The organism is Rhizobium sp. BK049, from assembly GCF_014193135.1.
In the GTDB taxonomy this organism is placed as follows: Bacteria; Pseudomonadota; Alphaproteobacteria; order Rhizobiales; family Rhizobiaceae; genus Rhizobium.
In genome coordinates this window covers 124,178-150,843 of sequence record NZ_JACHYV010000002.1, presented here as the reverse complement: position 1 = coordinate 150,843, position 26,666 = coordinate 124,178, and the positions used below count along the sequence as shown (strand labels likewise).

The window sequence follows — 26,666 nt, the reverse complement described above, 5'->3', positions numbered from 1 at the left end:
GCACACACTGACTTCGGGAACAGCAAGCCGCACAATGATGCGCGCCGGATAAAAAGAGAAATATGTCGATCAAAGCCAGCATCTATCATCTGACGCATTATACCTACGACAAACCGGTCCGCCTCGGCCCACAGATCATTCGGTTGAAACCGGCCTCGCATTCGAAGACGCGGGTGCTCAGCCACTCGTTGAAGGTCACGCCCTCCAACCACTTCGTCAACCTCCAGCAGGACCCCTACGGCAATTACCTCGCCCGCTACGTCTTCCCCGATCCCGTGACCGAGTTCAAGATCGAGGTCGACCTGGTCGCCGACATGACGGTCTACAATCCCTTCGATTTCTTCGTAGAGGAGGAGGCGACCAAGTGGCCGTTCGACTATCCTGAAACCATCCGTGAGGATCTGTCGATCTACATGACGCCGGAGCCCGCCGGCCCGCGTCTCAAGGCGCTGCTGCCGACGCTCGATTGGTCGCCGGGCCAGCCGACGATCGATATGGTCGTCGGTTTGAACGCCCGCCTGCAGCGGCAGATCGGCTATGTCATCCGCATGGAAGCCGGTGTGCAGACGCCGGAAGAGACGTTGGAAAACGCCAAAGGCTCCTGTCGCGACACCAGCTGGCTGCTCGTCCAGATCCTGCGCCATCTCGGCCTTGCCGCGCGCTTCGTCTCCGGCTACCTCATTCAGCTGACGCCTGACCTGAAGGCGCTCGATGGCCCCTCCGGGACCGAAGTCGATTTTACCGACCTGCATGCCTGGGCCGAGGTCTATCTGCCGGGTGCCGGCTGGGTCGGCCTCGATCCGACCTCCGGCCTCCTGACCGGCGAAAGCCACATCCCGCTTGCAGCGACGCCGCATTACCGCAACGCCGCGCCGATCTCGGGCGGTTATTTCGGCGAGGCCGAAACCGAATTCGCCTTCGATATGAGGGTCTCGCGCGTTGCCGAGCATCCGCGCATCACCAAGCCCTTCTCCGATGACAGCTGGAACGAACTCAACGAGCTCGGCGAGAAAGTCGATCGTATCCTCGAAACCGAGGATGTGCGCCTCACCATGGGCGGCGAGCCGACCTTCGTTTCGATCGACGATTTTCAATCCGCCGAATGGAACACCGAGGCCGTCGGCCCGACCAAGCGCGAAAAGGCGGACGCGCTCATCCGCCGGCTTCGCACCCGCTTCGCCCCGAACGGCTTTCTGCATTACGGCCAGGGCAAATGGTATCCGGGCGAAAGCCTGCCGCGCTGGACCTTCTCGCTCTACTGGCGCAAAGATGGCTTGCCGATCTGGTCCGATGACAATCTCGTCGCCACCGAGGGCCGCAATTATGAGGTCACGGAGGATGATGCCGGCCGGCTGCTCACGGCGATTGCCGGCGAGCTGGATGTGTCCCCGGAATATGTCGCGCCGGCCTTCGAGGATCCCGCCGAATGGCTCACCAAGGAAGCGAACCTGCCGGAGAATGTCGATCCGGCGAATTCCAAGCTCAAGGACGCCGAGGAGCGCAGCCGTATCGCCCGTGTCTTCGATCGCGGACTGACCCGCCCGACCGGTTATGTACTGCCTGTTCAGGCCTGGAACGCGCGCGCCAGCGGCCGCACCTGGACGAGCGAGAAATGGTCGACGCGGCGCGGCCGCATCTTCCTCGTGCCGGGCGACAGCCCGGTCGGCTATCGTCTGCCGCTCAATTCGCTCGCCTATATCCCGCCCTCGCAATATCCCTATATCAACCCGCTCGATCCGTTTGTGCAGCGCCCGGAACTGCCGGATTTCGCCGAGGATAGCGGGCGTCCGCTACAGGCCGCGCACTTCCAGCCCTTCACCGGCCAGCAACCGGCGGCACCTCAATCGTTGAACGAGATCGGCGGCCACGTCCGCACCGCGATTTCCGTCGAGCCGCGCGACGGCCGCCTCTGCGTCTTCATGCCGCCCACAGAAACGCTCGAAGATTATCTCGATCTCATCGCCTCGACCGAACGAGCGGCCGCCGCTCTCGGTCTCGCCGTTCACATCGAAGGCTATCCGCCGCCGCAAGACGAGCGCATCAACGTCATCCGCGTCGCCCCGGATCCCGGCGTCATCGAAGTCAACATTCATCCGTCCTCGACATGGAAAGAGACGGTCGACATCACCACTGCCATCTACGAGGAGGCCCGCCAAAGCCGTCTCGGCGCCGACAAGTTCATGATCGACGGCCGCCATACCGGCACCGGCGGCGGCAACCATGTCGTCGTCGGCGGAAGCAATCCGAACAACAGCCCCTTTCTGCGCCGCCCGGATTTGCTGAAGAGCCTCGTGCTGCACTGGCAACGCCATCCCTCGCTTTCCTACCTCTTCTCCGGGCTGTTCATCGGCCCGACCAGCCAAGCGCCGCGCATCGATGAAGCCCGCCACGACAGCCTCTACGAGCTGGAAATCGCACTGGCGCAGATCCCGGCGCCCGGCCGCGGCCAGCAGCCTTTGCCCTGGCTCGTCGACCGCCTGTTCCGCAACCTCTTGATCGACGTGACCGGCAATACCCATCGCGCCGAAATCTGCATCGACAAGCTCTTCTCCCCCGATGGCCCGACGGGCCGCCTCGGCCTGGTGGAGTTCCGCGGTTTCGAAATGCCGCCGAATGCCCGCATGTCGCTGGCCCAGCAGCTGCTGGTGCGTGCGCTGATCGCCCGCTTCTGGATGAAACCGGCCGACGGCAAGTTCGTGCGCTGGGGAACCTCGCTGCACGACCGCTTCATGCTGCCGCATTATGTCTGGGCCGACTTCCTCGATGTGCTGGCGGACTTGCGTCAAAACGGCTTCGATCTCAGCCCTGAATGGTTCAAGGCCCAGCTCGAATTCCGCTTCCCCTTCTGCGGCGAGGTCGACTATGAAGGATCGAAGCTGGAACTGCGTCAGGCGCTGGAACCCTGGCACGTCATGGGTGAGCAAGGCGCGATCGGCGGCACGGTTCGCTATGTCGATTCGTCCGTCGAACGCCTGCAGGTACGCTTCGAAACCAGCAATACCGCGCGCTACACCGTCACCTGCAACGGCCGCGTCCTGCCGCTGACGCCGACCGGCACGTCGGGCGTCTCGGTCGCCGGCGTCCGCTACAAGGCATGGCAGCCGGCTTCGGGCTTGCATCCGGTGCTGCCGATCAACACACCTTTGACTTTTGACATTTATGATACATGGTCGAAACGTTCGATTGGCGGCTGCATCTATCATGTTGCCCATCCGGGCGGCCGGACCTATGACACCTTCCCGGTCAACGGCAACGAGGCGGAAGCAAGGCGGCTGGCCCGCTTCGAGCCGTGGGGGCATACGGCGGGCGGTTTCATCCCGCGCGCCGAGACGGGTTCGCCGGAATTCCCGTTGACGCTGGATCTGAGGCGGCCTGCCGGCATTTGAGACCCGGGGGCAGAGGCCGAGGGTGAGGTTGGGTTTGATGGGTAAGAGACCGGCAGTGGAGCGCAGGCAAGAGGCGGAGAGCAGCATCGGCAAGGATGCGGCCTTCGGCTATGCGCCGCTTCCCGGCACTGCCGACGAGATGGTCGACAATAAAGGCACGGTCCGCCCCGTCTGGCAGCGTTTCCTCTCGCATCTCGGCGCAATGCCGGAAAAGGATCTCGCGGAGCGTTTCGCCCGCGCCGACCGCTACCTCAGAGACGCCGGCGTCTTCTACCGTGCCTATGGCAGCAAGGGAGCCGGCGAACGCGCCTGGCCGATCTCGCATATCCCGGTGCTGATCGACGAGCGCGAATGGCAGGCGCTGTCGGCAGGCCTCGTCCAGCGCGCCGACCTCCTGGAGGCGATCATTGCCGATATCTACGGCGAGAACCGACTGGTCGAGGAAGGATTCCTGCCGCCGGCGCTGATCGCCGCCAATCCCGAATTTCAGCGCCCGCTGGCCGGCATCCGGCCGGCATCCGGCCACTATCTGCACTTCTGCGCCTTCGAAATCGGCCGCGGGCCTGACGGCAATTGGTGGGTGCTGGCAGACCGCACCCAGGCTCCCTCCGGCGCCGGCTTCGCGCTTGAAAACCGCGTCGCGACGACCCGCGCCTTCTCCGACATCTATGCCGAAACGCCCGTCCACCGCCTCGCCTCGTTCTTCGGCGCCTTCCGCGATGCGCTGCAGGACATGAAACATTCAGGCGACGACCGCATCGCCGTCCTGACGCCAGGTCCTGCCAACGAGACCTATTACGAACACGCCTACATTGCCCGCTATCTCGGCTTCATGCTGCTCGAGGGCGAGGATCTCGCCGTCGTCAAGGGCCGCGTCATGGTCCGCACCGTCGCCGGCCTGAAGCCGATCGGTGTGCTCTGGCGCCGCCTCGATTCGGCCTTTGCCGACCCGCTGGAGCTGAACCAGAATTCGCATATCGGCACGCCCGGTCTCGTGGAAGCGCTGCGCGCCGAAAGCGTCACCATCGTCAACGCGCTCGGCACCGGCATTCTCGAAACCCGGGCGCTTCTCGCCTTCATGCCGACCATCTGCCGGCATCTGCTGGGGCAGGATCTGAAACTGCCGTCGATTGCCACCTGGTGGTGCGGCCAGAAGGAAGAGCGCGAGCAGGTCGCCAAGAATATCGAGAAAATGGTGATCGGCCCGGCCTATTCCCGTGCGCCTTTCTTCGACGACAACGGCGAATCCGTGCTCGGCTCCTCGCTGCGGGCAACGGCCAAAGATTCCATCGCCAACTGGCTGAATTCGGACGGTCAGAAACTGGTCGGTCAGGAAGTCGTCACGTTGTCGACGACGCCCGCCTGGGTGAATGGCAAACTCATGCCGCGGCCGATGTCGCTGCGCGTCTTCGCTGCCCGCACGGCAAACGGCTGGCAGATCATGCCCGGCGGTTTTGCCCGCATCGGCTCCGGCGCCGACGTCTCGGCGATCGCCATGCAGTCCGGCGGAGCAGCCGCCGACGTCTGGATCGTCAGCGACAAGCCGGTCGAGCGCCACACCCTGCTGCCGGCCGAGGGCAGCTTCACCCGCAACATGCCTGGCAGCCTGCCGAGCCGGGCGGCCGACAATCTGTTCTGGCTCGGCCGATATATCGAACGCGCCGAAGGGGCGTTGCGGATCCTGCGCGCCTGGCATGCGCGTTATGCCGAAGCCGCCGATCCGAGCCAGCCGCTGCTCGCCGACGTCTCCGCCTATCTCGCGGCCGTCGATATCGATACCGCCGAGCCCGTGCCCGAGAGGCTCCTGCGCAACATCGACAGCGCCGTCTATTCCGCCAGCAACATCCGCGACCGCTTCTCGCCCGATGGTTGGCTCGCCCTCAACGATCTCGCCAAGACCGCCCGCCGCTTTCACGCCACCGTCACTGCCGGCGATGACGCCAGCCATGCGATGACGATCCTCCTGCGCAAGCTCGCCGGTTTTGCCGGCCTCGTGCACGAGAACATGTACCGCTTCATGGGCTGGCGTTTCCTCTCCCTCGGCCGCTATATCGAGCGCGGCCTGCACATGACGCGCTTGCTCGGCCACATGTCCGGCCCGGAAGCGCCCGACGGCGCGCTCGACATGCTGCTCGAGATCGGCGACAGCGTCATGACCCATCGCCGACGCTACAACGTCAACACCGCGCGGCTGACCGTCACCGACCTGCTTGCGCTCGACCCTCTCAACCCGCGCTCGGTCCTCTTCCAGGTGAACGAGATCCATCATGAGGTCGAGCAACTGCCGAACGCCCTGATCAACGGCCAGATGTCGCCCTTCTACCGCGAGGCGATGCGGCTTCATTCCGGTCTGGCGGTAATGACGCCGGAGGGCATGGGGGTCGAGGTCTACCAGCGGCTCGAACGCGAATTGGAGCAGCTTTCGGATCTGCTCGCCCAGACCTATCTCGGGTGACGGCAGTGCTTTACGATCTATCGCTCCGCATGGGTTACAGCTACGACGTGCCGGCCTCCGGCGCTCGCCATATCATGCGACTGATGCCGCTGTCGCTGAGCAACCGACAACGCCTGGTCGCCGGCTCCATCACCATTTCGCCGACGCCGGACGAGCAGTCTCACTTCCTCGATTTCTTCCAACATCCCGCCACCTCCTTCATGCTGCGGACGCCGCATGAGACGCTCGACATTCGCATGCAGGCCCGTGTGCAGGTCGAAAGCCAGCCGATCGCCGCCGATTTCTCGCCGCTGCTTGCCGACTTGCCCGAGGAAATATCCGGCGTCTGGTCACTTGCGCCGGATTCGCCGCATCACTTTCTCGGCGACAGCCCGCGCCTGACGCAGACGCGCGAGATTGGCGATTACGCACGAAGCTGCGTCACGCCCCAGCTGACAGCCATGCAGATCGCCCATGCGCTCTGCGCCCGCATCAATAAGGATTTCACCTACGATTCCGACGCAACCGCGGTGGACACGACCCCCCTCGAAGCGTTCAGGCTGAAGCGCGGCGTCTGCCAGGATTTCACCCATGTCATGATCCTGGCGCTTAGAAGCCTCGGCATTCCGGCCGGCTACGTCTCCGGCTTCCTGCGCACCATTCCGCCCCCCGGTAAGGAAAGGCTGGAAGGGGCGGACGCGATGCATGCCTGGGTGCGGGTCTGGTGCGGCGAGACGATCGGCTGGATCGAACTCGACCCGACCAACAACATCCCCGCCGGCATGGACCATATCGTCGTCGCCTATGGCCGGGACTATTCCGACGTCGTACCCGTCATCGGTGTATTGAAAAGCTATGGCGGCCAACGAGCCGTTCAGGCGGTCGACGTCATTCCGCTGAAATGATCCCAAAATTGGAAAAATTAGCCGATTCGTTAAAATTCTATTGACGCCGTAAGGACTGCGTAAAGAAGCCGCGTGCGTAAATCATCCCACAGGGTTTCCAGTTGGGTGAACATGATGAGCACCTCCATTTTGCATCCCTGCCTGCGTCGCATGTTCAGCGATCGAGGCGGTAATTTCGGTATCATGACGGCGATCTTGGCGCCGGTCCTTCTCGGCGCTGCCGGCATGGCGATCCACGTCGGTGATATGCTGCTCTCGAAACAGCAACTGCAGGAAGCAGCCGATTCCGCCGCGCTCGCAACAGCCACTGCGCTGGCAAACGGGACGATCCAAACCTCCGAGGCCGAGGCCTACGCGCGGAATTTCGTCGCCGGGCAAATGGCGAATTATCTGCAGAGCGGCGTCGATATCAAAAGCTCGACGGGCGTCAGCGTCCAAACGACGACATCGGGCAAATCGACATCCTACCAGGTCACTGTTTCGCCGAGCTACGACCTCACGGTCAATCCGCTGATGCAAGCGGTCGGCTTCACCACGCAACACCTCTCGACATCAGGCACGACGGTCGGTGGTCACTCAGAGACCCATGGCTCGATCTCCATGTTCCTCGCTCTCGATAAGTCAGGGTCGATGGGATATCCGACCACCACCGTCACGACGGAATCATACACCTACAAGTGCAATCCTCATCTCAACAGTAAGGGCAAGACAATCTACGACACCTGCACCGGCACACGGACGCGTTATTACACAAAGATAGAGGCGCTGAAGCTCGCCGCCGGCAATCTCTTCGGTCAGCTCGATAGCGCGGATCCCAATGCCGAATACGTGCGCACAGGCGCAGTATCCTACGATATCGTTGAATACCCCGCCAGCAGTCTCGCCTGGGGAACTGCCGCTGCCTCAAACTACGTCAACGCGCTTCAAGCGGATGGCGGCACCAACTCCAGCGGCGCAATGAACACGGCCTATGCGTCCCTGACAGCTCAGAACGCTGCCGGAAATGACGCCGAAACCGCCGCCCATCAGCAGAAGACCGGGCAAGTGCCCAAGAAGTACATCGTCTTCATGACGGACGGCGACAACAACAATGATAGCAGCGGCGGCCGTTCCTACGACACCGCAACGAAGAAGACATGCGACGACGCGAAAGCGAAAGGCATCGAAATCTATACGATCGCCTTTATGGCACCAGAGGGCGGACAGGCGCTGCTGCAGTATTGCGCCTCCGATGCCGCCCATTATTTCCAGGCGGAACAAATGGAAGATCTCCTCGCCGCGTTCGAGGCGATCGGTGCGAAGGCCTCCGCTCAGCTGACACGTCTGACGAACTGAGTATACCGCCACGACAAAGGACAAGGAAAAGCCGCGTCGGAACAAACCGGCGCGGCTTTTCGTTATGCTGCCCCGCCAGCGGATCGGGAAAGGCGATTGAAATCAACCCTCCTCAGCGAGGTGAATATGAAGGTTTCGCAAATTTTTCGTTTGTCCAAATCCTTTGTTGCAAGTGCTTCCTAACGATGCATAAACTGTCGCAAGCGCAGGCGACAAATCGATTAAATCAGGCATAACAGCCTGATACAAAATTAAAATTGGCGAGATCTGACCATGAATACCGTTTCCAAGCCGGTTATCCCCTCTCCCGCTCCCCGCAGCTCAAGGCCGGAAATTCTCGCTGAGGAAATCATCGAACGTCTGACCTATCGCATCGGCAAGGATGCCAAGGTGGCAAAGCCGCATGACTGGCTGACGGCGACGATCCTCGTGGTGCGCGACCGTATCATCGACAAATGGATGGCCTCCACACGCGAGGTCTATGCGACCGGCGCCAAGCGCGTCTATTATCTTTCGCTCGAATTCCTGATCGGCCGGCTGATGCGCGATGCCGTGTCCAATCTCGGCCTGATGGAAGAGGTTCGCGATGCGCTGGCCTCGCTCGGCGTCGACGTCAATGTCATTGCCGGCCTGGAGCCGGATGCAGCGCTCGGCAATGGCGGCCTCGGCCGCCTCGCCGCCTGTTTCATGGAGAGCATGGCCACGGTCAATGTTCCGGCCTATGGCTACGGCATCCGTTACGTCCACGGCCTATTCCGGCAGCAGATGGCCGACGGCTGGCAGGTGGAACTGCCAGAGAACTGGCTCGCCCACGGCAATCCCTGGGAATTCGAGCGCCGCGAGAGCTCCTATGAAATCGGTTTCGGGGGCTCTGTCGAATTCATCACCACCCATGACGACCAGCCGCGCTACGTCTGGAAGCCGGCCGAGCGCGTCATCGCCGCCGCCTTCGACACGCCGGTCGTCGGCTGGCGGGGAAAACGGGTCAACACGCTACGCCTCTGGTCGGCGCAGCCGATCGACCCGATCCTGCTCGATGCCTTCAACGCCGGTGACCATATCGGCGCGCTGCGCGAAAGCAACAAGGCCGAAAGCCTGACCCGCGTCCTCTATCCCGCCGACGCCACCCCTGCCGGCCAGGAACTGCGCCTGCGCCAGGAGTTCTTCTTCTCGTCGGCATCGCTGCAAGACATTCTGCGCCGCCACCTGCAGCAATATGACGATTTCACCTCGCTGCCCGACAAGGTGGCCATTCAGCTGAACGACACCCATCCGGCAGTTTCGGTCGCCGAACTGGTGCGCCTGCTCTGCGACGTGCACGGTATGGATTTCGACCAGGCCTGGGATATCACCCGCCGCACCTTTTCCTACACCAACCACACGCTACTGCCCGAAGCCTTGGAAAGCTGGCCCGTTCCGCTCTTCGAGCGCCTGCTGCCGCGCCACATGCAGATCGTCTACGCGATCAATGCCAAGATCCTGCTCGATGCCCGCAAGGGCAAGAACTTCTCCGACAGCGAAATCCGCTCGATTTCGCTGATTGAGGAAAGCGGCGACCGCCGCGTGCGCATGGGCAATCTCGCCTTCATCGGCTCGCACTCGATCAACGGCGTCTCGGCCCTGCACACCGACCTGATGAAGGTCACGGTGTTCGCCGACCTGCACAAGCTCTACCCCGACCGCATCAACAACAAGACCAACGGCATAACGCCGCGTCGCTGGCTGCAGCAGTGCAATCCCAGCCTCACCGGTCTGATCCGCGAGGCGATCGGCGATGAGTTCCTCGATGACGCCGAGAAGCTGCGCCCGCTCGAGGCGCATGCTTCCGACCCGAGCTTCCAGCAGAAGTTTGCCGCAGTGAAGCGGGCCAACAAGGTGGCCCTTTCCAATCTCGTCGCCAGCCGCATGGGCGTGAAGCTCGATCCGTCGGCGATGTTCGACATCCAGATCAAGCGCATCCATGAATACAAACGCCAGCTTCTGAACATCATCGAAGCCGTCGCGCTTTACGACCAGATCCGCTCGCATCCGGAACTGGACTGGGTGCCGCGCGTAAAACTCTTCGCCGGCAAAGCGGCGCCGAGCTATTACAACGCCAAGCTCATCATCAAACTCATCAACGACGTCGCCCGCACCATCAACAACGACCCGTCGGTGCGCGGCCTGCTGAAGGTCGTCTTCGTGCCCAATTACAATGTCTCGCTCGCCGAGGTCATGGTTCCCGCCGCCGACCTTTCCGAGCAGATTTCGACCGCCGGTATGGAAGCCTCCGGCACCGGCAATATGAAGTTCGGCCTCAACGGCGCGCTGACGATTGGCACGCTCGACGGCGCTAATGTCGAGATGCGTGACAATGTCGGCGAGGATAACATCGTCATCTTCGGCCTTAGGGCCGACGAGGTCGCCAAGGTCCGCAGTGATGGCCACAATCCCCGCGCCATTATCGAAGGCTCCCGCGAACTCTCTCAGGCGCTCTCAGCCATCGGTTCCGGCGTCTTCTCGCCCGATGACCGTAATCGCTACACGGCGCTGATCGACGGCATCTATTCGCATGACTGGTTCATGGTCGCCGCCGATTTCGACGCTTATGCCCAGGCCCAGCGCGACGTCGACCAGATCTGGACCAACCAGGCGGCCTGGTACACGAAGACGATCAACAATACCGCACGGATGGGCTGGTTCTCCTCCGACCGCACGATCAGGCAATATGCAGACGAAATCTGGAGAGCCGGATGAAAACGCCGAAAACCCTCCCTGAAGTAAAGCTTTCCTGGGAAATTTCGGCAGATGAAATCACGGCGATCCTTGCCGGCTCGCATTCCAATCCCTTTGCCATCCTAGGTGTGCACCAAGCCGGCGACGCTTTCGTTGCCCGGTGCTTCATCCCGGGTGCCGAGGAAGTGACCGCCATGACGCTCGATGGCGGCATCATCGGCGAATTGAATCAGCTCCACGCCGACGGGTTCTTCGCCGGGCCGGTTTCGCTCGCGAAGCTGCAGCCGGTGCGCTACCGCGCCCGGCGTGGTGACGCCGAATGGGCAGTCACCGACCCCTACAGCTTCGGGCCGGTGCTTGGGCCGATGGACGATTATTTCGCCCGTGAAGGTTCGCATCTGCGCCTGTTCGACAAGATGGGCGCGCATCTCATCAAGCATGACGGCGCGCAGGGCATTCACTTCGCGGTCTGGGCGCCGAACGCCCAGCGCGTTTCCGTGGTTGGCGATTGCAACGGTTGGGACGGCCGCCGCCATGTCATGCGCTTTCGCGCCGACAGCGGCATCTGGGAAATCTTCGCTCCCGATGTGCCGCTCGGCGTCGCCTACAAGTTCGAGATTCGCGGCCACGACGGCGTGTTGTTGCCGCTTAAGGCCGATCCCTTCGCCCGCCGCAGCGAGCTCAGACCCAAGACCGCCTCGATCGCCGCCGCCGAGCTGGAGCAGGTCTGGGAGGATGAGGCCCATCTGAAGCACTGGCGCGAAACCGACAAGCGCCGACAGCCGATCTCGATCTATGAGGTGCATGCCGGCTCCTGGCAGCGCCGGCAGGACGGCACCATGCTGTCCTGGGACGAACTTGCCTCCAGTCTCATCCCCTATTGTGTCGACATGGGTTTCACCCATATCGAATTTCTGCCGATCACCGAGCATCCCTACGATCCCTCCTGGGGCTACCAGACGACCGGCCTTTATGCGCCGACCGCCCGCTTCGGCGAGCCGGAAGGCTTCGCCCGCTTCGTCAACGGCTGCCACAAGGTGGGCATCGGTGTCATCCTCGACTGGGTACCGGCGCATTTCCCGACCGACGAACACGGCCTCGGCTGGTTCGACGGCACGGCGCTCTACGAGCACGAAGACCCGCGCAAGGGCTTCCATCCGGACTGGAACACGGCGATCTACAATTTCGGCCGCACCGAAGTGGTTTCCTATCTGGTCAACAATGCTCTCTACTGGGCCGAGAAATTCCATCTCGACGGCCTGCGCGTCGATGCCGTCGCCTCGATGCTCTACCTCGATTATTCCCGCAAGCACGGCGAATGGATTCCGAATGAATATGGCGGCAACGAGAACCTCGAAGCCGTCCGCTTCCTGCAGGACCTCAACATCCGCATCTACGGCCAGCACCCCAACGTCATGACCATCGCCGAAGAATCGACCTCCTGGCCGAAAGTCTCGCAACCCGTGCATGAAGGCGGGCTCGGCTTCGGTTTCAAATGGAACATGGGCTTCATGCATGACACGCTGAGCTATATGAAGCGCGACCCGGTGCACCGCAAACACCATCATAACGAGCTCACCTTCGGCCTCCTCTATGCCTATTCGGAAAATTTCGTCCTGCCGCTGTCGCACGACGAGGTCGTTCACGGAAAGGGCTCGCTGATCGCTAAGATGCCGGGCGATGACTGGCAGAAGTTCGCTAATCTGCGCGCCTACTACGCTTACATGTGGGGCTATCCCGGCAAGAAGCTGTTGTTCATGGGCCAGGAATTCGCCCAGTGGAGCGAATGGAGCGAGGATCGGTCGCTCGACTGGAACCTGCTGCAATATCGTATGCACGAGGGCATGCGGCGCCTGGTGCGCGACCTCAACTTCACCTATCGCAGCAAGCCCGCCCTGCATGAGCGTGACTGCGAGGGCGACGGCTTCGAATGGCTGATTGCCGACGACGGCGAGAATTCCGTCTTCGCCTGGCAGCGCAAGGCGCCGGGCCAGAAGCCGATCGTCGTCATCACCAACTTTACTCCCGTCTACCGCGAGAACTACTTGTTACGCCTGCCTTCCGCAGGCCGCTGGCGGGAGATTCTGAATACCGATGCCGACATCTATGGCGGTAGCGGGAAGGGCAATGGCGGGCGCGTGCAGGCCGTCGATGCCGGCGGCAATATCACCTGCTCGATCACGCTGCCGCCCTTGGCGACAATCATGCTTGAACCTGAAAATTAAGACTGGTGGGAGGAGAAAATGGTAGAGAAGCGTATTCAGCCACTTGCCCGCGACGCAATGGCTTACGTTCTGGCGGGCGGCAGGGGGAGCCGTCTCAAGGAACTCACCGACCGGCGTGCCAAGCCCGCCGTCTATTTCGGCGGCAAGGCACGCATCATCGATTTCGCGCTGTCCAACGCGCTGAATTCGGGCATTCGCCGCATCGGCGTCGCGACGCAATACAAGGCGCATTCGCTGATCCGTCACATGCAGCGCGGCTGGAACTTCTTCCGCCCGGAGCGAAACGAAAGCTTCGACATCCTGCCTGCCTCGCAGCGCGTTTCCGAAACGCAATGGTATGAAGGCACCGCCGACGCCGTTTATCAGAACATCGATATTATCGAGGATTACGGCGTCGAATACATGGTCATTCTCGCCGGCGACCATGTCTACAAGATGGACTATGAATACATGCTCCAGCAGCATGTCGATTCCGGCGCGGACGTGACGATCGGCTGCCTGGAAGTGCCGCGCATGGAAGCGACCGGCTTCGGCGTCATGCATGTCAATGAAAAGGATGAGATCTTCGCTTTCATCGAAAAGCCGGCGGATCCCCCCGGTATTCCCGACAAGCCGGATTTCGCGCTCGCCTCGATGGGCATCTACGTCTTCCACACCAAGTTCCTGCTCGATGCGCTACGCCGCGACGCCGCCGACCCGACATCGAGCCGCGATTTCGGCAAGGATATCATCCCCTATATCGTCAAAAACGGGAAGGCCGTCGCCCACCGCTTCGCCAAATCCTGTGTCCGCTCCGATTTCGAGCACGAGCCCTACTGGCGCGACGTCGGCACGATCGACGCCTACTGGCAGGCCAATATCGATCTGACGGCCATCGTCCCGGAGCTCGATATCTACGACAAGTCCTGGCCGATCTGGACCTATGCCGAGATCACCCCGCCGGCGAAGTTCGTCCATGACGACGACGACCGCCGCGGTTCCGCCACCTCCTCGGTTGTGTCAGGCGACTGCATCATCTCAGGCGCCAGCCTCAACAAAAGCCTGCTCTTCACCGGCGTCAGGGCCAATTCCTTTTCCAAGCTGGAAGGGGCGGTCATCCTGCCGAATGTGAAGATCGGACGGCGGGCGCAGCTCAAGAACGTCGTGATCGACCATGGTGTCGTCATTCCGGAAGGGCTGGTCGTCGGCGAGGATCCCGAACTCGACGCCAAACGCTTCCGGCGGTCGGAAGGGGGCATCTGCCTGATCACCCAACCGATGATCGACAAGCTGGATATCTGACGTATGAAAGTTCTTTCGGTTTCGTCCGAAGTCTTCCCCTTGATCAAGACAGGGGGTCTGGCCGACGTGTCAGGTGCCCTGCCAATTGCTCTGAAAGCCTTCGGGGTCGAGACCAAGACCCTCCTGCCCGGCTACCCCGCCGTCATGAAGGTCATTCGCGACCCTGTCGTCAGACTCGAATTCCCGGACCTGCTCGGTGAGCGGGCGACCGTGCTCGAGGTTGAACATGAGGGTCTCGATCTGCTCGTCCTCGACGCGCCCGCCTATTACGAGCGGCCGGGCGGTCCCTATCTTGATCCGCTTGGCAAGGATTATCCCGACAATTGGCGCCGTTTCGCCGCCCTGTCGCTCGCCGCTTCCGAAATCGCAGCCGGTCTGCTGCCCGGCTGGCGGCCGGATCTCGTCCACACCCACGACTGGCAGGCGGCGCTGACCTCGGTCTACATGCGCTATTATCCGACCCCGGAACTGCCGAGCGTGCTGACCATCCACAACATCGCCTTCCAGGGCCAGTTCGGCCCGGAGATTTTTGCCGGTCTGCGTCTGCCCGATCATGCCTTCGCCATGAACGGCATCGAATATTACGGCACCGTCGGCTTCCTTAAGGGCGGCCTGCAGACTGCCCATGCGGTCACGACAGTCAGCCCCACCTATGCCGACGAAATCCTGACGCCGGAATTCGGCATGGGGCTCGAAGGCGTCATCGCCACCCGCATCGACGATTTGCATGGAATCGTCAACGGCATCGACACCGATGTCTGGAACCCGGCGACCGATCCCGTCGTCCACACCCACTATGGCCCGACGACGCTGAAGAACCGCGAGGAAAACCGCCGCTCGATCGCCGAGTTCTTCCACCTCGACAATGACGATGCGCCGATCTTCTGCGTCATCAGCCGCCTCACCTGGCAGAAGGGCATGGATATCGTCGCCAACGTCGCCGACCAGATCGTCGCCATGGGCGGCAAACTCGTCGTGCTCGGCTCCGGCGAAGCAGCGCTCGAAGGCGCGCTGCTTGCCTCCGCCAGCCGCCATCCCGGCCGGATCGGCGTGTCGATCGGCTATAACGAACCGATGTCGCACCTGATGCAGGCCGGCTGCGACGCCATCATCATTCCGTCGCGCTTCGAACCCTGCGGCCTCACCCAGCTTTACGGCTTGCGTTATGGCTGCGTGCCGATCGTCGCCCGCACCGGCGGATTGAACGACACCGTGATCGACGCCAATCACGCCGCACTTGCGGCGAAAGTGGCAACCGGCATACAATTCTCACCCGTGACCGAAACGGGCATGCTACAGGCAATCCGCCGTGCGATGCATTTTTACGCGGACCGAAAACTCTGGACCCAATTGCAAAAGCAAGGCATGAAATCGGATGTCTCCTGGGAGAAGAGCGCCGAACGCTACGCTGCCCTCTATTCAAGCCTCGTCTCGAAAGGCATGTGACCTAAAATGATCAAGTCCGTACCCACCACGCCCTATCTGGACCAGAAACCCGGCACGTCGGGTCTGCGTAAGAAGGTTCCGGTCTTCCAGCAGCCGAATTATGCCGAGAATTTCATCCAGGCGATCTTCGATTCGCTGGAAGGCTATCAGGGCAAGTGCCTCGTCATCGGCGGCGACGGACGTTACTACAATCGCGAAGTCATCCAGAAGGCGATCAAGATGGCCGCTGCCAACGGCTTCGGCAAGGTCATGGTCGGCAAGGGCGGCATTCTGTCGACGCCGGCCGCCTCCCACATCATCCGCAAGTACAAGGCCTTCGGCGGCATCATCCTCTCCGCCAGCCACAATCCCGGCGGCCCGACCGAAGACTTCGGCATCAAATACAATATCAATAATGGCGGCCCGGCGCCGGAGAAGATCACCGACGCGATTTATGCGCGCTCCAAGACAATCGACAGCTACAAGATCGCCGATTTCGCCGACGTCAATCTCGACCGCATCGGCAAGGACGAGCTTCCCGGCGGCATGATCCTCTCGGTCATCGACCCGGTCGAGGACTATGCCGCGCTGATGGAAGAACTGTTCGATTTCGGCGCCATCCGCAATCTGATCAGCCTCGGTTTCCGCATCGCCTTCGACGGCATGAGTGCCGTCACCGGACCCTACGCCAAGGAAATCTTCGAAAATCGTCTTGGCGCTCCCCTCGGTTCGGTGCGCAATTTCATGCCGCTGCCGGATTTCGGCGGCCATCACCCCGATCCGAACCCCGTTCACTGCAAGGAACTCTTCGATGAGATGATGGGCGAGGACGCCCCCGATTTCGGCGCCGCGTCCGACGGCGACGGCGACCGCAACCTCATTATCGGCCGCGGTATCTTCGTCACCCCTTCCGACAGCCTGGCGATCCTTGCAGCCAACGCCAATCTCGCCCCCGGCTATTCCGGCGGTCTCGCCGGCATCGCCCGGTCGATGCCGACATCGGGCGCGGCCGACCGCGTCGCCGAAAAGCGCGGCATCGGCATGTATGAGACGCCGACCGGCTGGAAATTCTTCGGCAACCTGCTCGACGCCGGCATGGCGACGATCTGCGGTGAGGAAAGCTCCGGCACGGGCTCCAATCACGTCCGTGAGAAGGATGGCCTCTGGGCCGTGCTGCTGTGGCTGAACATCCTTGCCGTGCGCGGCGAGAGTGTCGCCGACATCGTCACCCAGCACTGGCAGACCTACGGGCGCAACTATTACTCGCGCCACGATTATGAAGGCCTGGACACCGACGCGGCGAATGGCCTGATGGACAATCTACGCAGCCAGCTTTCCACCTTGGCCGGCAAGAACATCGGCAGCCTGAAGGTCGAGAAAGCCGACGACTTCGCCTACCACGACCCGATCGACAAGTCGGTGAGCGAGCATCAGGGCATCCGCGTGCTCTTCGAGGGCGGCTCCCGCGTCGTCTACCGTCTCTCCGGCACCGGCACGTCTGGCGCAACCTTGCGCGTCTATATCGAGCGCTACGAGCCGGATTCGACTCGTCACAACATCGAAACGCAGGAAGCGCTCGCCGATCTGATTGCGGCCGCCGAAAGCATTGCCAGCATTCGTGAGCGAACGGGACGCGATGAGCCAACCGTGATCACCTGATCCGGGGCGGGACATGCGGGACAGCAATTCGGCGCGGGGTGCGATCGTCTTCGAGACCGGCGTCGAATTTTCCGTGTGGTCGCATCACGCCGCGCAGATCGAACTCTGCCTCTTCGAAGGTGACGGCAACAGGGAATTTGCGCGCCTACCGATGGCCCGCGATGGCAACCACGTCCATCGCCTCTTCGTCGACGGCCTCGGTCAAGGCGCCCGCTACGGCTATCGCGCCGACGGCATCTATGCGCCCGACAACGGCCTCTGGTTCGACCCGTCCAAACTGCTGATCGATCCCTACGCCAAGGAAATCGACCGGCCGTTCCGCTACGATCCCCGCCTCGGGCTCTACGGCGAGGACAGCCAGGATCTGATGCCGAAGGCGATCGTCACCACCGACACCCCGGCCGCAATCGGCAAGCCGCTCTTCAAACCGGGCGGTTTTATCTATGAAGTGGCGGTGCGGCCCTTCACCATCCTTCACCCCGATGTGCCGGAAGCCGAACGCGGCACGGTCGCAGCCCTTGCCCATCCCTCCGTTATCGCGCATCTGAAGCGGATCGGGGTCGATGCCATCGAACTGATGCCGATTACCGCCTGGATCGATGAGCGCCATCTGCCGCCGCTCGGTCTCACAAACGGCTGGGGCTATAACCCCGTCGGCCTGATGGCGCTCGATCCGCGGATTGTCCCCCGCGGCATGGCGGAACTGCGCAGGACGGTCGCCGCTCTCCATGCCGAAGGCATCGCCGTCATCCTCGATCTCGTCTTCAACCATACCGGCGAGAGCGACCGCTATGGCACGACGCTGTCGCTGCGCGGCCTCGACAACCTGCATTATTACCGCCACGCCCGAAACAGCCCCGGCGAACTGATCAACGACACCGGTACCGGCAACACGATCGCCTGCGACCATCCCGAGGTCAGGCGCCTGGTCATCGACAGCCTGCGGCATTTCGTGCTCAACGCCGGCGTCGATGGTTTCCGTTTCGATCTCGCCCCGGTGCTGGGCCGCACCGCGAGCGGCTTCGAGCGCGACGGCGGAACGCTCGCTGCGATCCTTGCCGATGATCTGCTTGCCGACCGCATCATGATCGCCGAACCCTGGGATATCGGTCCGGGCGGTTACCAGCTCGGCAACTTCCCGCCGTCCTTCCTCGAATGGAATGACAGGGTTCGCGACGATCTGCGCTGTTACTGGCGTGGCGACCAATGGAAGACCGGCTCGCTCGCAACGGCGCTTGCCGGTTCCTCCGACATCTTCTCCCGCAACGACGGCAAAGCGACGCGCAGCGTCAATTTCCTCGCCGCCCATGACGGCTTCACACTGATCGACCTCGTCTCCTATGCCGGCAAGCACAATGACGCCAACGGCGAGCACAATCGGGACGGTCACAACGAGAACCATTCCTGGAACAACGGCGTCGAAGGCGAGACCCTCTATCCCAGTATCCGCAAGCGCCGGATCAACGACGTCATGGCGCTGATCTCAACGCTCTTTGCCACCCGCGGCAGCATCATGCTGACGGCGGGCGACGAGGGCGGCCGCAGCCAGCGCGGCAACAACAATGCCTATTGCCAGGACAATGAGATCACCTGGCTGGACTGGAAGGCGCTGAACGAGGATCTCGTCGCCCATACCGCTTTCGTCGCAGGACTGCGCCGCCGCTTTACCGTCTTTTCCGAAACGGGCTTCCTTTCCGGCAACGGCGACGTCGAATGGATCTCACTCTCCGGCGAACCGATGACCGTTGCGGAATGGGAGACGCCGTCGCTCTCGACCCTCGGCATGCTGCTTACCACAGGCGACCGCTCCTCGCGCGGCAAACAGACCCGGCTTGCCGTGCTTTTCAATCGTTCCGAGAGCCGCCAGCTCTTTACGCTCCCGTCAGAGAATGAGCCGGGCTGGCGCCAGTTGACGCCGGAGGGAGCGAAGAAGGCCGGTGCCAGCGTGACCGTCGAGCCACGCTCCGTCGCCTTTTTCGTAGAAAAATGATCGCCTCCCCCAACTCACTCAAATCCTTGTCGCAATCGTCATGAATGCACGATAAGGCTTTGCCCGGCGGCTTTTCTCACGAGGAATTCATGGTCACGGAAATTTCACTCTCCGACGTGCGGGGATTGATCGGCATGGAAACGGGTCTTTCGGATTGGATTACCGTCGATCAGACAATGATCGACGCCTTTGCGGGGGCGACCGACGACCATCAGTTCATTCATGTCGATCCCGAGCGCGCCGCCGCTGAAAGCCCCTTCGGCGGCACGATCGCCCATGGTTTCCTGACGCTGTCCCTGCTGTCGGCGATGAACTACAACTGCCTGCCGAGGGTGCGCGAGCAGACCATGGGCATCAACTACGGCTTCGACCGGGTCCGCTTCATGACCCCCGTCAGGAGCGGCGCCCGTGTTCGCGGCCGCTTCCTGCTCTCCGACGCCCGCTTCCGCGGCGGCGGCATGCTGATGACCACCTACGATGTGACGATCGAAATCGAAAACGAGAAGAAGCCGGCCCTGACGGCAAGATGGATCACCATCATCCAGTTCGACCCGAAGGACCGGCCGGAAGACGCGTAGGCAAGAGCCGCTTTCCTACGCACCCGGATTGATGGCTTCGCCGTATCCATCACAGATGCCAGGCATTGGCACGAATGGGCCCGCAACTGTCATTTGCGGCCCCTGCAAATTTCATCTGGCTCTTAAGCCACCGGCCCAAAAGCCTCAATGCCCGGCATCTTCCGCCGCCTCGGCCAGCAGCCCGAAGACGTAATCGGAAAACGACCGCCAGCACTCCACCCGAAACGTGTCTTCTTCCGTGCGGAAAAGTACGATCTCCGCCTTGCCGAAGACCGTGCGCGAGGCCGCGCCGACTGGAAAGGACGACAGCGACAGGTCCTGCGGGCAGCCGGCCGCAAGCGTCGCCTCCGCACCCGGCCCGGAGACGATGACCGCCACGTTGCGGTGGGAAACGTCGGTCGCCGAATGCAGCGCGCCGGCGCTGGAACATGCCGCCATCAGATCGCCACCGGCCTGATCGATCAACAGCCACTCGTCCGGCCCGAGCCAAAGCGCCGAGCGCGCACCGGCGCGGCCGGACGTCTTCGGCGTGGTCGGCACAGAGAGGCCGAGAGCCAAAGAAAGTGCTTTGAGCGACCCCGCCGGCGCGCGCAGCGCCACGCGGCTTGCGGGCGGTGCGACGGCCAGACGCACAGTGGCGGAGCCGCCGAGACGGCCGGCCAGCGCCGGCTTGCGAATTGCAACATCAGCCATGGATGCGGCCTCCTTCCTTGTCAAAGAATACCAGATCCGTCACTTCGACGGCGATCGTCCGATCCGGCATCGGCACATAAAGCGTCTCGCCCATCCGCGCCCGGCCGCCGGCGACCAGAGCGAAGGCGATCGACCTGCCGCAATTTTCCGACCAATAGGCCGATGTGACATGGCCGAGCATCGTCATCGGCTTCGGCTCGTTCGGGCTAGCGACGACCTGCGCGCCTTCTTCGAGCACCAACTTCGGATCCTTGGTAACGAGGCCGACGAGCTGCTTGCGTCCCTCCTTGACGAGGTCCGGCCGCTGCAGCCCACGAATGCCGACGAAGTCCTTCTTCTTCTTCGAAACGGCCCAGGCGACGCCCGCGTCGTCGGGGGTTACGGTCCCGTCCGTATCCTGGCCGACGATGATATAGCCCTTCTCAGCGCGGAGGACGTGCATGGTCTCAGTGCCGTACACGCAGGCGCCGAGCGGTTCGGCATTGGCCCAGACCGCTTCGAGCACCGACTGGCCGTAGTCGGCCGGCACGTTGATTTCGAAACCGATTTCTCCCGTGAAGGAAACGCGGAAGAGCCGCGCCGGTACGCCGCAGACCGTGCACTCGGCAACGCTCATATGCGGGAAGGCCTCGTTGGAAAGATCGACCCCTTCGACGAGAGGCTCGACGATCTCGCGCGCCTTCGGTCCCTGGACGGCGATGACAGCCCATTGTTCGGTCACCGAGGTCAGCCACACCTTCAGATCGGGGAATTCCGTCTGCAGGTAATCTTCCATGTGATGGAGAACACGCGGCGCTCCGCCTGTCGTCGTCGTCACGTGAAAACGATCCTCTGCCAGACGCCCGACGACGCCGTCGTCATAAACGAAGCCGTCCTCACGTGTCATGATGCCGTAGCGCGCCTTGCCGGGCTTCAGTGTATCCCAGGCATTGGTGTAGATCAAATTGAGGAATTTCGCCGCATCCGGGCCTACCACTTCGATCTTGCCGAGCGTAGAGGCATCGAAGATGCCTGCCGACTCGCGGGCCGTCCGGCACTCGCGCGCGACCGCCTGGTGCATGTTCTCGCCCGAGCGCGGATAGAACCAGGCGCGCTTCCAGTTGCCGACATCCTCGAAAACGGCGCCATGCGCTTCTTCCCAGTCGTGCAGCGGCGTCTTGCGCGTCGGATCAAACAGCTTTCCGCGTGAATGGCCGATCAGCGTACCATAGGTCACCGGCGTATAGGGTGCGCGGAAAGTCGTGAGACCGACCCGCGGGATTTCCTTGCCGAGCATTTCGGCGGCAATCGCCAGGCCATGCATATTCGAAAGCTTGCCCTGATCCGAGGCCATGCCGTTGGTCGTAAACCGCTTGATATGCTCGATCGAATGCATGCCTTCGCGCACGGCAAGGCGGATATCCTTGGCGCAGACGTCATGCTGGAAATCGATGAAGGCCTTGGCGTTCGTCTTCGGTCCGGCGCCTTCGGCAGCGCCGATCATCCCGCCCGTCCAGTCATAGGGCTGCTCGGCCGAAATCGTGATTTTCCCGCCGCCGCTCTTGCCCGCGGCCTGCGCCATCAGTTCGCCTGCGGCAAGCGATTCCTCGACCGTTCGCTGCAGGTCGTCGGTGCCGTTACAGGCGCCGACCGAAAGGCAATCCTGCGCATAGGTGCCGGGCAGGAAACGCTGGCTTTCCGCTTCGAAGGCCACCTTGCCGCGGGACTGCGAGAACAGATGCACGGATGGCGTCCAGCCGGCCGAAACCAGAAGCGCATCGACCGGGATCTTGCGCGGCGAACCGCCGCCGTTGCGCGCTACTGTCATCGATGAGATGCGCAGCCGCCCCGCCGTATTGATGACCGACTGGCCGGTAAGAACATCTATGCCGAGTGCACGCGCCTCCGCCAGCACTGCAGCACCCTGCGCCTGCCTGCAATCGACGATGGCGGCGACCGAAACACCGGCCCGCTTGAGATCGAAAGCCGCCTCATAGGCAGAGTCGTGCGCCGTGTAGATGCCGACATTGTTTCCGACGGCGACACCGTAATGATTGAGGTACATCCGCCCCGCCGAGGCGAGCATGATGCCGGGCCGGTCGTTGTTGGGAAATACCATGTGCCGCTCGATCGAGCCGGTGGCGAGAATCACCCGCTTGGCCCGGACCTGCCACAGCCGCTCGCGCGGCAGATCACGGGAAGGCTTGGCCATGTGATCGGTGACGCGCTCGGCAAGGCCGACGAAATTATGGTTGTAGTAGCCGAAGGCGGTCGTGCGGGTGAGCACTTCGACATTGTCCATCGCCTTCAGCCGCGCCTCGGTCTTCTGCGCCCAGGCGTAACCATCCTGTCCGTCGATCCTGATGCCGGCATCGTAGCGCAGCGCACCACCGGTTTCCGCCTGCTCGTCGCAGAGGATCACCTTCGCGCCGGTCTCGGCCGCGGCCAGCGCTGCCGAAAGCCCGGCCACCCCGGCACCGACCACCAGCACGTCGCAATGGGCGTAGCGGCTGGCATAATGGTCCGGATCTTCTTCCGTCGGCGCGACGCCGAGACCGGCAGCGCGGCGGATGAACGGTTCGTAGATGTGTTTCCAGCCGGAGCGCGGCCACATGAAGGTCTTGTAGTAGAAGCCGGCGGCGAAGAACGGCGACATCAGGTTGTTGACCGCACCGACGTCATAGGCAAGCGAAGGCCAGCGGTTCTGCGACTGGACGATCATGCCGTCGAAGATTTCCTGCACCGTAGCGCGGACGTTCGGCTGCTTGCGCGCCTTGTCACGCGCGACATCGATCAGCGCGTTCGGCTCTTCGGCGCCTGCCGAGAGGATGCCGCGAGCCCGATGATATTTGAACGAACGGCCGACGAGATGAATGCCGTTGGCGATCAGCGCCGAAGCGACGGTATCGCCTTCCAGCGCCGTATAGCTCTTGCCGTCGAAGCTGAAGCGCGCGGTCTTTGCAGGCGTCAGACGCCCCTTCCCGGCGATACGATTAGCACCGCTCATTGGGCCTCTCCTTCCACCGCTTCATAGGTCTCGACAGGGCTATGCTGTTCGGCCTCGGCACCGATCCGCGGCTTCGGCTCGCCCGCCTTGTAGGTCATGATGAACTTGTCGCTCACCGTATCGCGCGCCGCGTTGAAGAACCGGCCGCAGCCGTGAATATGCCGCCAGCGTTCGAAGATCAGCCCCTTCGGGTTGTCGCGCAGGAAGAAGTATTCTTCAAATTCCTCGTCCGAGACCGAGGCGATATCAGCGGGCCGCACAATATGCGCGTCACCCGCGCCGCGGAATTCGAGCTCGGAACGCTCTTCCTGACAGTAAGGGCAATGGATCAGCAGCATGTGAGATTTCCTTCTCCTCCCCTTCTCCCCAGCAGGGAGAAGGTGCTTTCAAGGCGGATGAGGGCGTGAATAACGAAAGAAGCGAGCGTCTGAGCGAACACGTTCATCATCAGTGCGCCACCGCCGCAGCCGCCGCTTCATCAATCAGCCGGCCGCTGCGGAAGCGTTCCAGCGTCAGGCCGGCATTGAACTTGTGCGCTTCATCGCGGGCGATGAGGTGCGCAAAGAGATTGGCCGAGCCCGGCGTTGCCTTGAAGCCGCCGGTGCCCCAACCGCAATTGACGTAAAGCCCGGGAACCGGCGTCTTTGACTGGATCGCCGAACGGTCCGGCGTATTGTCGACGATGCCGCCCCATTGCCGCATCATCTTCACGCGCCGGAACATCGGAAAGAGTTCGCAGATGGCGTCGAGCGTATGCGTGATGATCTGCAACCCGCCGGTCTGGGAATAGGAATTATACTGGTCGGTACCGGCGCCGATGACGAGCTCGCCCTTGTCGGACTGGGAGATGTAGGCATGTACCGTGTTCGACATGACGACGCAGGGGAAGATCGGCTTCAGCGGCTCGGAGACCAGCGCCTGCAGCGGGCTCGACTGCAGCGGCACGCGCACATCCGCCATCTTCATGATTGTCGAGGTATGGCCCGCGGCCGATACGCCGACCTTTCTGGCGCCGATGAAGCCGCGCGAGGTCTCGACCCCGGTCACCCGTCCGTCAGGACCGCGCCGGATACCCGTCACTTCGCAGTTCTGGATGATGTGCACGCCTCGATCGGAGGCTGCGCGCGCATATCCCCAGGCCACCGCATCGTGCCGCGCCGTGCCGCCGCGACGCTGCAGTGCCGCACCGTTGATCGGATAGCGCGCACTGGCGGAGATGTCGAGCGGCGGACAATAAGCCTTGGCCTGCTCCGGCGTCAGCCATTCATTATCGATGCCGTAGAGCCGGTTGGCGTGGATGTGTCGCTTGAACGACTGCTGGTCGTGAATATTATGCGAGAGCATCATCACGCCGCGCGGCGAATACATCACATTGTAGTTGAGCTCCTGTGAAAGCCCTTCCCAGAGCTTCATCGAATGCTCGTAAATGTGCATGCTCTCTTCATAGAGATAGTTCGAACGGATGATGGTGGTATTGCGCCCGGTATTGCCGCCGCCGAGCCAGCCCTTCTCGAGCACCGCCACATTGGTGATGCCGTGCTCCTTCGCAAGATAATAGGCGGCTCCCAGGCCATGTCCGCCAGCGCCGATGATAACGACGTCGTATTCGGCGCGCGGCTCCGGCGAAGTCCACTGCTTCTCCCAACCTCTGTGGCCGCGAAGGGCCTCCCGCGCCACGGCAAAAACCGAATATTTCCGCATCCGCCTTCTTCTCCTTCGGGCAAGGGCTGTACTCGCGCCCATACAAATCGCAAATCCAAATGCGGCACAACGGCTGTTTTGCGACGCGCGAGAGCTTCACTTTTGACACTGAACGACATCGTGTCGAAAACTGAGCAATTTGCGATGGTGTTAAGCGCCGCTTCCCAAACTCAAACGAAGATCATCCTGCAGGATCTTGCGAAGGTCCGGCCTTCCCCTTGGCGGCAGACCTGACTAGCCCAAGAGGGTGAAAAGACAAGCAGTTAGTATGATGTTAATTTTTCCCCATTGCCGGGATTGGTGTATCATGTGCATACGGGGGCGGCTTTTATTCCAGGCGCTTTTCATTGCGCTATGCGGCTTCCGGCTGGCAACTGCCGCCGAGCCGGTCGGCCAGGCTGTGGTCATCAAGACCGAGGTGACTGGACAAGCAGGCCCGATCGAAGTCAACACAAGCGTTCACCGCGACGAACGCATCAAGACTTCGCAGTCTGGGCTGGGCCAGTTTGTATTTAGAGACGGCACCAAACTTGCGGTCGGCTGGGGGTCCTCCGTCGTCATCGACAGATATGTTTTCGACGACACCCAATCGGTCAAGCAACTCACCATCAAGGCCGCCAAGGGGACCTTCCGCTGGGTAAGCGGCACTTCGAAGTCCTCGGCCTATCAAATTCTGACGCCTGCAGGCACGATCGGCGTGCGCGGGACCGCATTCGATTTTTATGTCGGCCCTGACGGCACCACCGCCGTCGTCCTGTTGAACGGCGCGGCCCGCTTTTGCGGCCCCGGCGGCTGCCGGCAGCTGCAGCAACGCTGCGACTGCGTTATCGCCAAACCGAACGGCGACATGACGGCCGCCCGACGAGTGGAGCGTAACGTCCTCCAGAAGCTTGGAAATGAGCGCGCTCTGCCCTTCCTCTCCGGCAACCAGCGGCTTTCGGGTGGCCTCGGCCTGCTCGGCGGATGCAACATGGCTTCGCTGGTGCCGGAAAGAAGCGAACGAGACCGGCCGCCGCCGGCAATTGCACCCGCTCCGCAAAGACAGGATCCGCCACAGAGAGAGGCCGAGCCACAAAAGGAGCGACCGCAGAAGCCGGAAATGCCGCACCACGACAAGCCCCATCATGATAGACCCGACCACGATAAGCCGGACAGGCCCGATAAGCATGAGGGTCATGGCCGGCATGACGAGGACGGCAAGCCGGGAAATCACGGTCTGGATCATCGGGGGCACGACCGCCAGCATGATGGAGGTCGCGATCACCATCATGATCATGATGGTGCTGGTGATGGTGATGGTGACAATGATCGGAACCACCACAGGGGCCGTGATTTCAATCGCGCTCGCTGAGG

The 26,666-nt window shown here is 62.2% G+C and carries 16 protein-coding genes; 12 read left to right on the top strand and 4 right to left on the bottom strand.

What is annotated here, in order from left to right; genetic code table 11:
* The first annotated feature begins 62 nt into the window (after positions 1-62).
* The 11 genes from FHT70_RS02640 (at position 63) to FHT70_RS02590 (ending at position 19,933) form a co-directional block, all read left to right on the top strand.
* Entirely contained in the window at positions 63-3,386 is a 3,324-nt protein-coding gene (locus FHT70_RS02640; RefSeq protein ID WP_183698716.1) for a transglutaminase family protein, read from the top strand.
* A 37-nt stretch (positions 3,387-3,423) separates the two neighbouring features.
* A complete protein-coding gene (locus tag FHT70_RS02635) occupies positions 3,424-5,841 on the top strand; it encodes a circularly permuted type 2 ATP-grasp protein (protein WP_183698714.1) in 2,418 nt (805 codons plus the stop codon).
* Entirely contained in the window at positions 5,838-6,725 is an 888-nt protein-coding gene (locus FHT70_RS02630; protein WP_183698712.1) for a transglutaminase family protein, read from the top strand. Before FHT70_RS02635 ends, FHT70_RS02630 begins: the two co-directional genes overlap by 4 nt.
* Before the next feature lie 114 nt (positions 6,726-6,839).
* Positions 6,840-8,060 (top strand): TadE/TadG family type IV pilus assembly protein, encoded by a 1,221-nt coding sequence (locus FHT70_RS02625; RefSeq protein ID WP_183698711.1) that lies wholly within the window; start codon positions 6,840-6,842, stop codon positions 8,058-8,060.
* A gap of 273 nt (positions 8,061-8,333) precedes the next feature.
* The gene (locus FHT70_RS02620; RefSeq protein ID WP_183698709.1) at positions 8,334-10,796 is read left to right on the top strand and encodes a glycogen/starch/alpha-glucan phosphorylase; all 2,463 of its coding nucleotides are present in this window, start codon (positions 8,334-8,336) and stop codon (positions 10,794-10,796) included.
* Positions 10,793-13,000 carry a 1,4-alpha-glucan branching protein GlgB gene (gene glgB, locus FHT70_RS02615; RefSeq protein ID WP_183698707.1) on the top strand — a complete coding sequence of 736 codons (2,208 nt, stop codon included), beginning with the start codon at positions 10,793-10,795 and terminating at the stop codon, positions 12,998-13,000. The genes FHT70_RS02620 and glgB overlap by 4 nt, the downstream gene beginning before the upstream one ends.
* Positions 13,001-13,018: 18 nt before the next feature.
* Positions 13,019-14,281 carry a glucose-1-phosphate adenylyltransferase gene (glgC, locus tag FHT70_RS02610; RefSeq protein ID WP_085779472.1) on the top strand — a complete coding sequence of 421 codons (1,263 nt, stop codon included), beginning with the start codon at positions 13,019-13,021 and terminating at the stop codon, positions 14,279-14,281.
* Between the two features lie 3 nt (positions 14,282-14,284).
* A complete protein-coding gene (gene glgA / locus FHT70_RS02605; RefSeq protein WP_183698705.1) occupies positions 14,285-15,727 on the top strand; it encodes a glycogen synthase GlgA in 1,443 nt (480 codons plus the stop codon).
* 6 nt (positions 15,728-15,733) lie between these two features.
* Positions 15,734-17,365 carry an alpha-D-glucose phosphate-specific phosphoglucomutase gene (locus FHT70_RS02600; RefSeq protein ID WP_085779474.1) on the top strand — a complete coding sequence of 544 codons (1,632 nt, stop codon included), beginning with the start codon at positions 15,734-15,736 and terminating at the stop codon, positions 17,363-17,365.
* A 13-nt stretch (positions 17,366-17,378) separates the two neighbouring features.
* On the top strand, positions 17,379-19,355 hold the full coding sequence (gene glgX / locus FHT70_RS02595) for a glycogen debranching protein GlgX (protein WP_183698703.1): 1,977 nt from the start codon (positions 17,379-17,381) through the stop codon (positions 19,353-19,355).
* Positions 19,356-19,444: 89 nt separating this feature from the next.
* Positions 19,445-19,933: a MaoC family dehydratase gene (locus FHT70_RS02590; protein WP_097597230.1), complete on the top strand. Its 489-nt coding sequence runs from the start codon at positions 19,445-19,447 to the stop codon at positions 19,931-19,933.
* Between the two features lie 144 nt (positions 19,934-20,077).
* On the opposite strand, the gene FHT70_RS02585 is transcribed toward FHT70_RS02590, so the two are convergent.
* The 4 genes from FHT70_RS02585 to FHT70_RS02570 all read right to left on the bottom strand — a co-directional run bounded on the left by FHT70_RS02585 (position 20,078) and on the right by FHT70_RS02570 (position 25,313).
* Positions 20,078-20,626 carry a sarcosine oxidase subunit gamma gene (locus tag FHT70_RS02585; protein ID WP_183698701.1) on the bottom strand — a complete coding sequence of 183 codons (549 nt, stop codon included), beginning with the start codon at positions 20,624-20,626 and terminating at the stop codon, positions 20,078-20,080.
* Positions 20,619-23,612 carry a sarcosine oxidase subunit alpha gene (locus FHT70_RS02580; RefSeq protein ID WP_183698699.1) on the bottom strand — a complete coding sequence of 998 codons (2,994 nt, stop codon included), beginning with the start codon at positions 23,610-23,612 and terminating at the stop codon, positions 20,619-20,621. The genes FHT70_RS02585 and FHT70_RS02580 overlap by 8 nt, the downstream gene beginning before the upstream one ends.
* On the bottom strand, positions 23,609-23,950 hold the full coding sequence (locus FHT70_RS02575) for a sarcosine oxidase subunit delta (RefSeq protein WP_085779479.1): 342 nt from the start codon (positions 23,948-23,950) through the stop codon (positions 23,609-23,611). The genes FHT70_RS02580 and FHT70_RS02575 overlap by 4 nt, the downstream gene beginning before the upstream one ends.
* A 109-nt stretch (positions 23,951-24,059) precedes the next feature.
* Entirely contained in the window at positions 24,060-25,313 is a 1,254-nt protein-coding gene (locus FHT70_RS02570) for a sarcosine oxidase subunit beta family protein (protein ID WP_085779480.1), read from the bottom strand.
* Positions 25,314-25,626: 313 nt separating this feature from the next.
* Here FHT70_RS02570 and FHT70_RS02565 point away from each other — a divergent pair, with 313 nt between their 5' ends.
* The gene (locus FHT70_RS02565) at positions 25,627-26,664 is read left to right on the top strand and encodes a FecR domain-containing protein (RefSeq protein WP_348649512.1); all 1,038 of its coding nucleotides are present in this window, start codon (positions 25,627-25,629) and stop codon (positions 26,662-26,664) included.
* Positions 26,665-26,666 lie beyond the last annotated feature (2 nt).

Coding starts and splice junctions, on each gene's coding strand:
- FHT70_RS02640 (WP_183698716.1), top strand. CDS start 63: ATGTCGATCAAAGCCAGCATCTATCATCTGACGCATTATACCTACGAC.
- FHT70_RS02635 (WP_183698714.1), top strand. CDS start 3,424: ATGGGTAAGAGACCGGCAGTGGAGCGCAGGCAAGAGGCGGAGAGCAGC.
- FHT70_RS02625 (WP_183698711.1), top strand. CDS start 6,840: ATGAGCACCTCCATTTTGCATCCCTGCCTGCGTCGCATGTTCAGCGAT.
- FHT70_RS02620 (WP_183698709.1), top strand. CDS start 8,334: ATGAATACCGTTTCCAAGCCGGTTATCCCCTCTCCCGCTCCCCGCAGC.
- glgB (WP_183698707.1), top strand. CDS start 10,793: ATGAAAACGCCGAAAACCCTCCCTGAAGTAAAGCTTTCCTGGGAAATT.
- glgC (WP_085779472.1), top strand. CDS start 13,019: ATGGTAGAGAAGCGTATTCAGCCACTTGCCCGCGACGCAATGGCTTAC.
- glgA (WP_183698705.1), top strand. CDS start 14,285: ATGAAAGTTCTTTCGGTTTCGTCCGAAGTCTTCCCCTTGATCAAGACA.
- FHT70_RS02600 (WP_085779474.1), top strand. CDS start 15,734: ATGATCAAGTCCGTACCCACCACGCCCTATCTGGACCAGAAACCCGGC.
- glgX (WP_183698703.1), top strand. CDS start 17,379: ATGCGGGACAGCAATTCGGCGCGGGGTGCGATCGTCTTCGAGACCGGC.
- FHT70_RS02590 (WP_097597230.1), top strand. CDS start 19,445: ATGGTCACGGAAATTTCACTCTCCGACGTGCGGGGATTGATCGGCATG.
- FHT70_RS02585 (WP_183698701.1), bottom strand. CDS start 20,626: ATGGCTGATGTTGCAATTCGCAAGCCGGCGCTGGCCGGCCGTCTCGGC.
- FHT70_RS02580 (WP_183698699.1), bottom strand. CDS start 23,612: ATGAGCGGTGCTAATCGTATCGCCGGGAAGGGGCGTCTGACGCCTGCA.
- FHT70_RS02575 (WP_085779479.1), bottom strand. CDS start 23,950: ATGCTGCTGATCCATTGCCCTTACTGTCAGGAAGAGCGTTCCGAGCTC.
- FHT70_RS02570 (WP_085779480.1), bottom strand. CDS start 25,313: ATGCGGAAATATTCGGTTTTTGCCGTGGCGCGGGAGGCCCTTCGCGGC.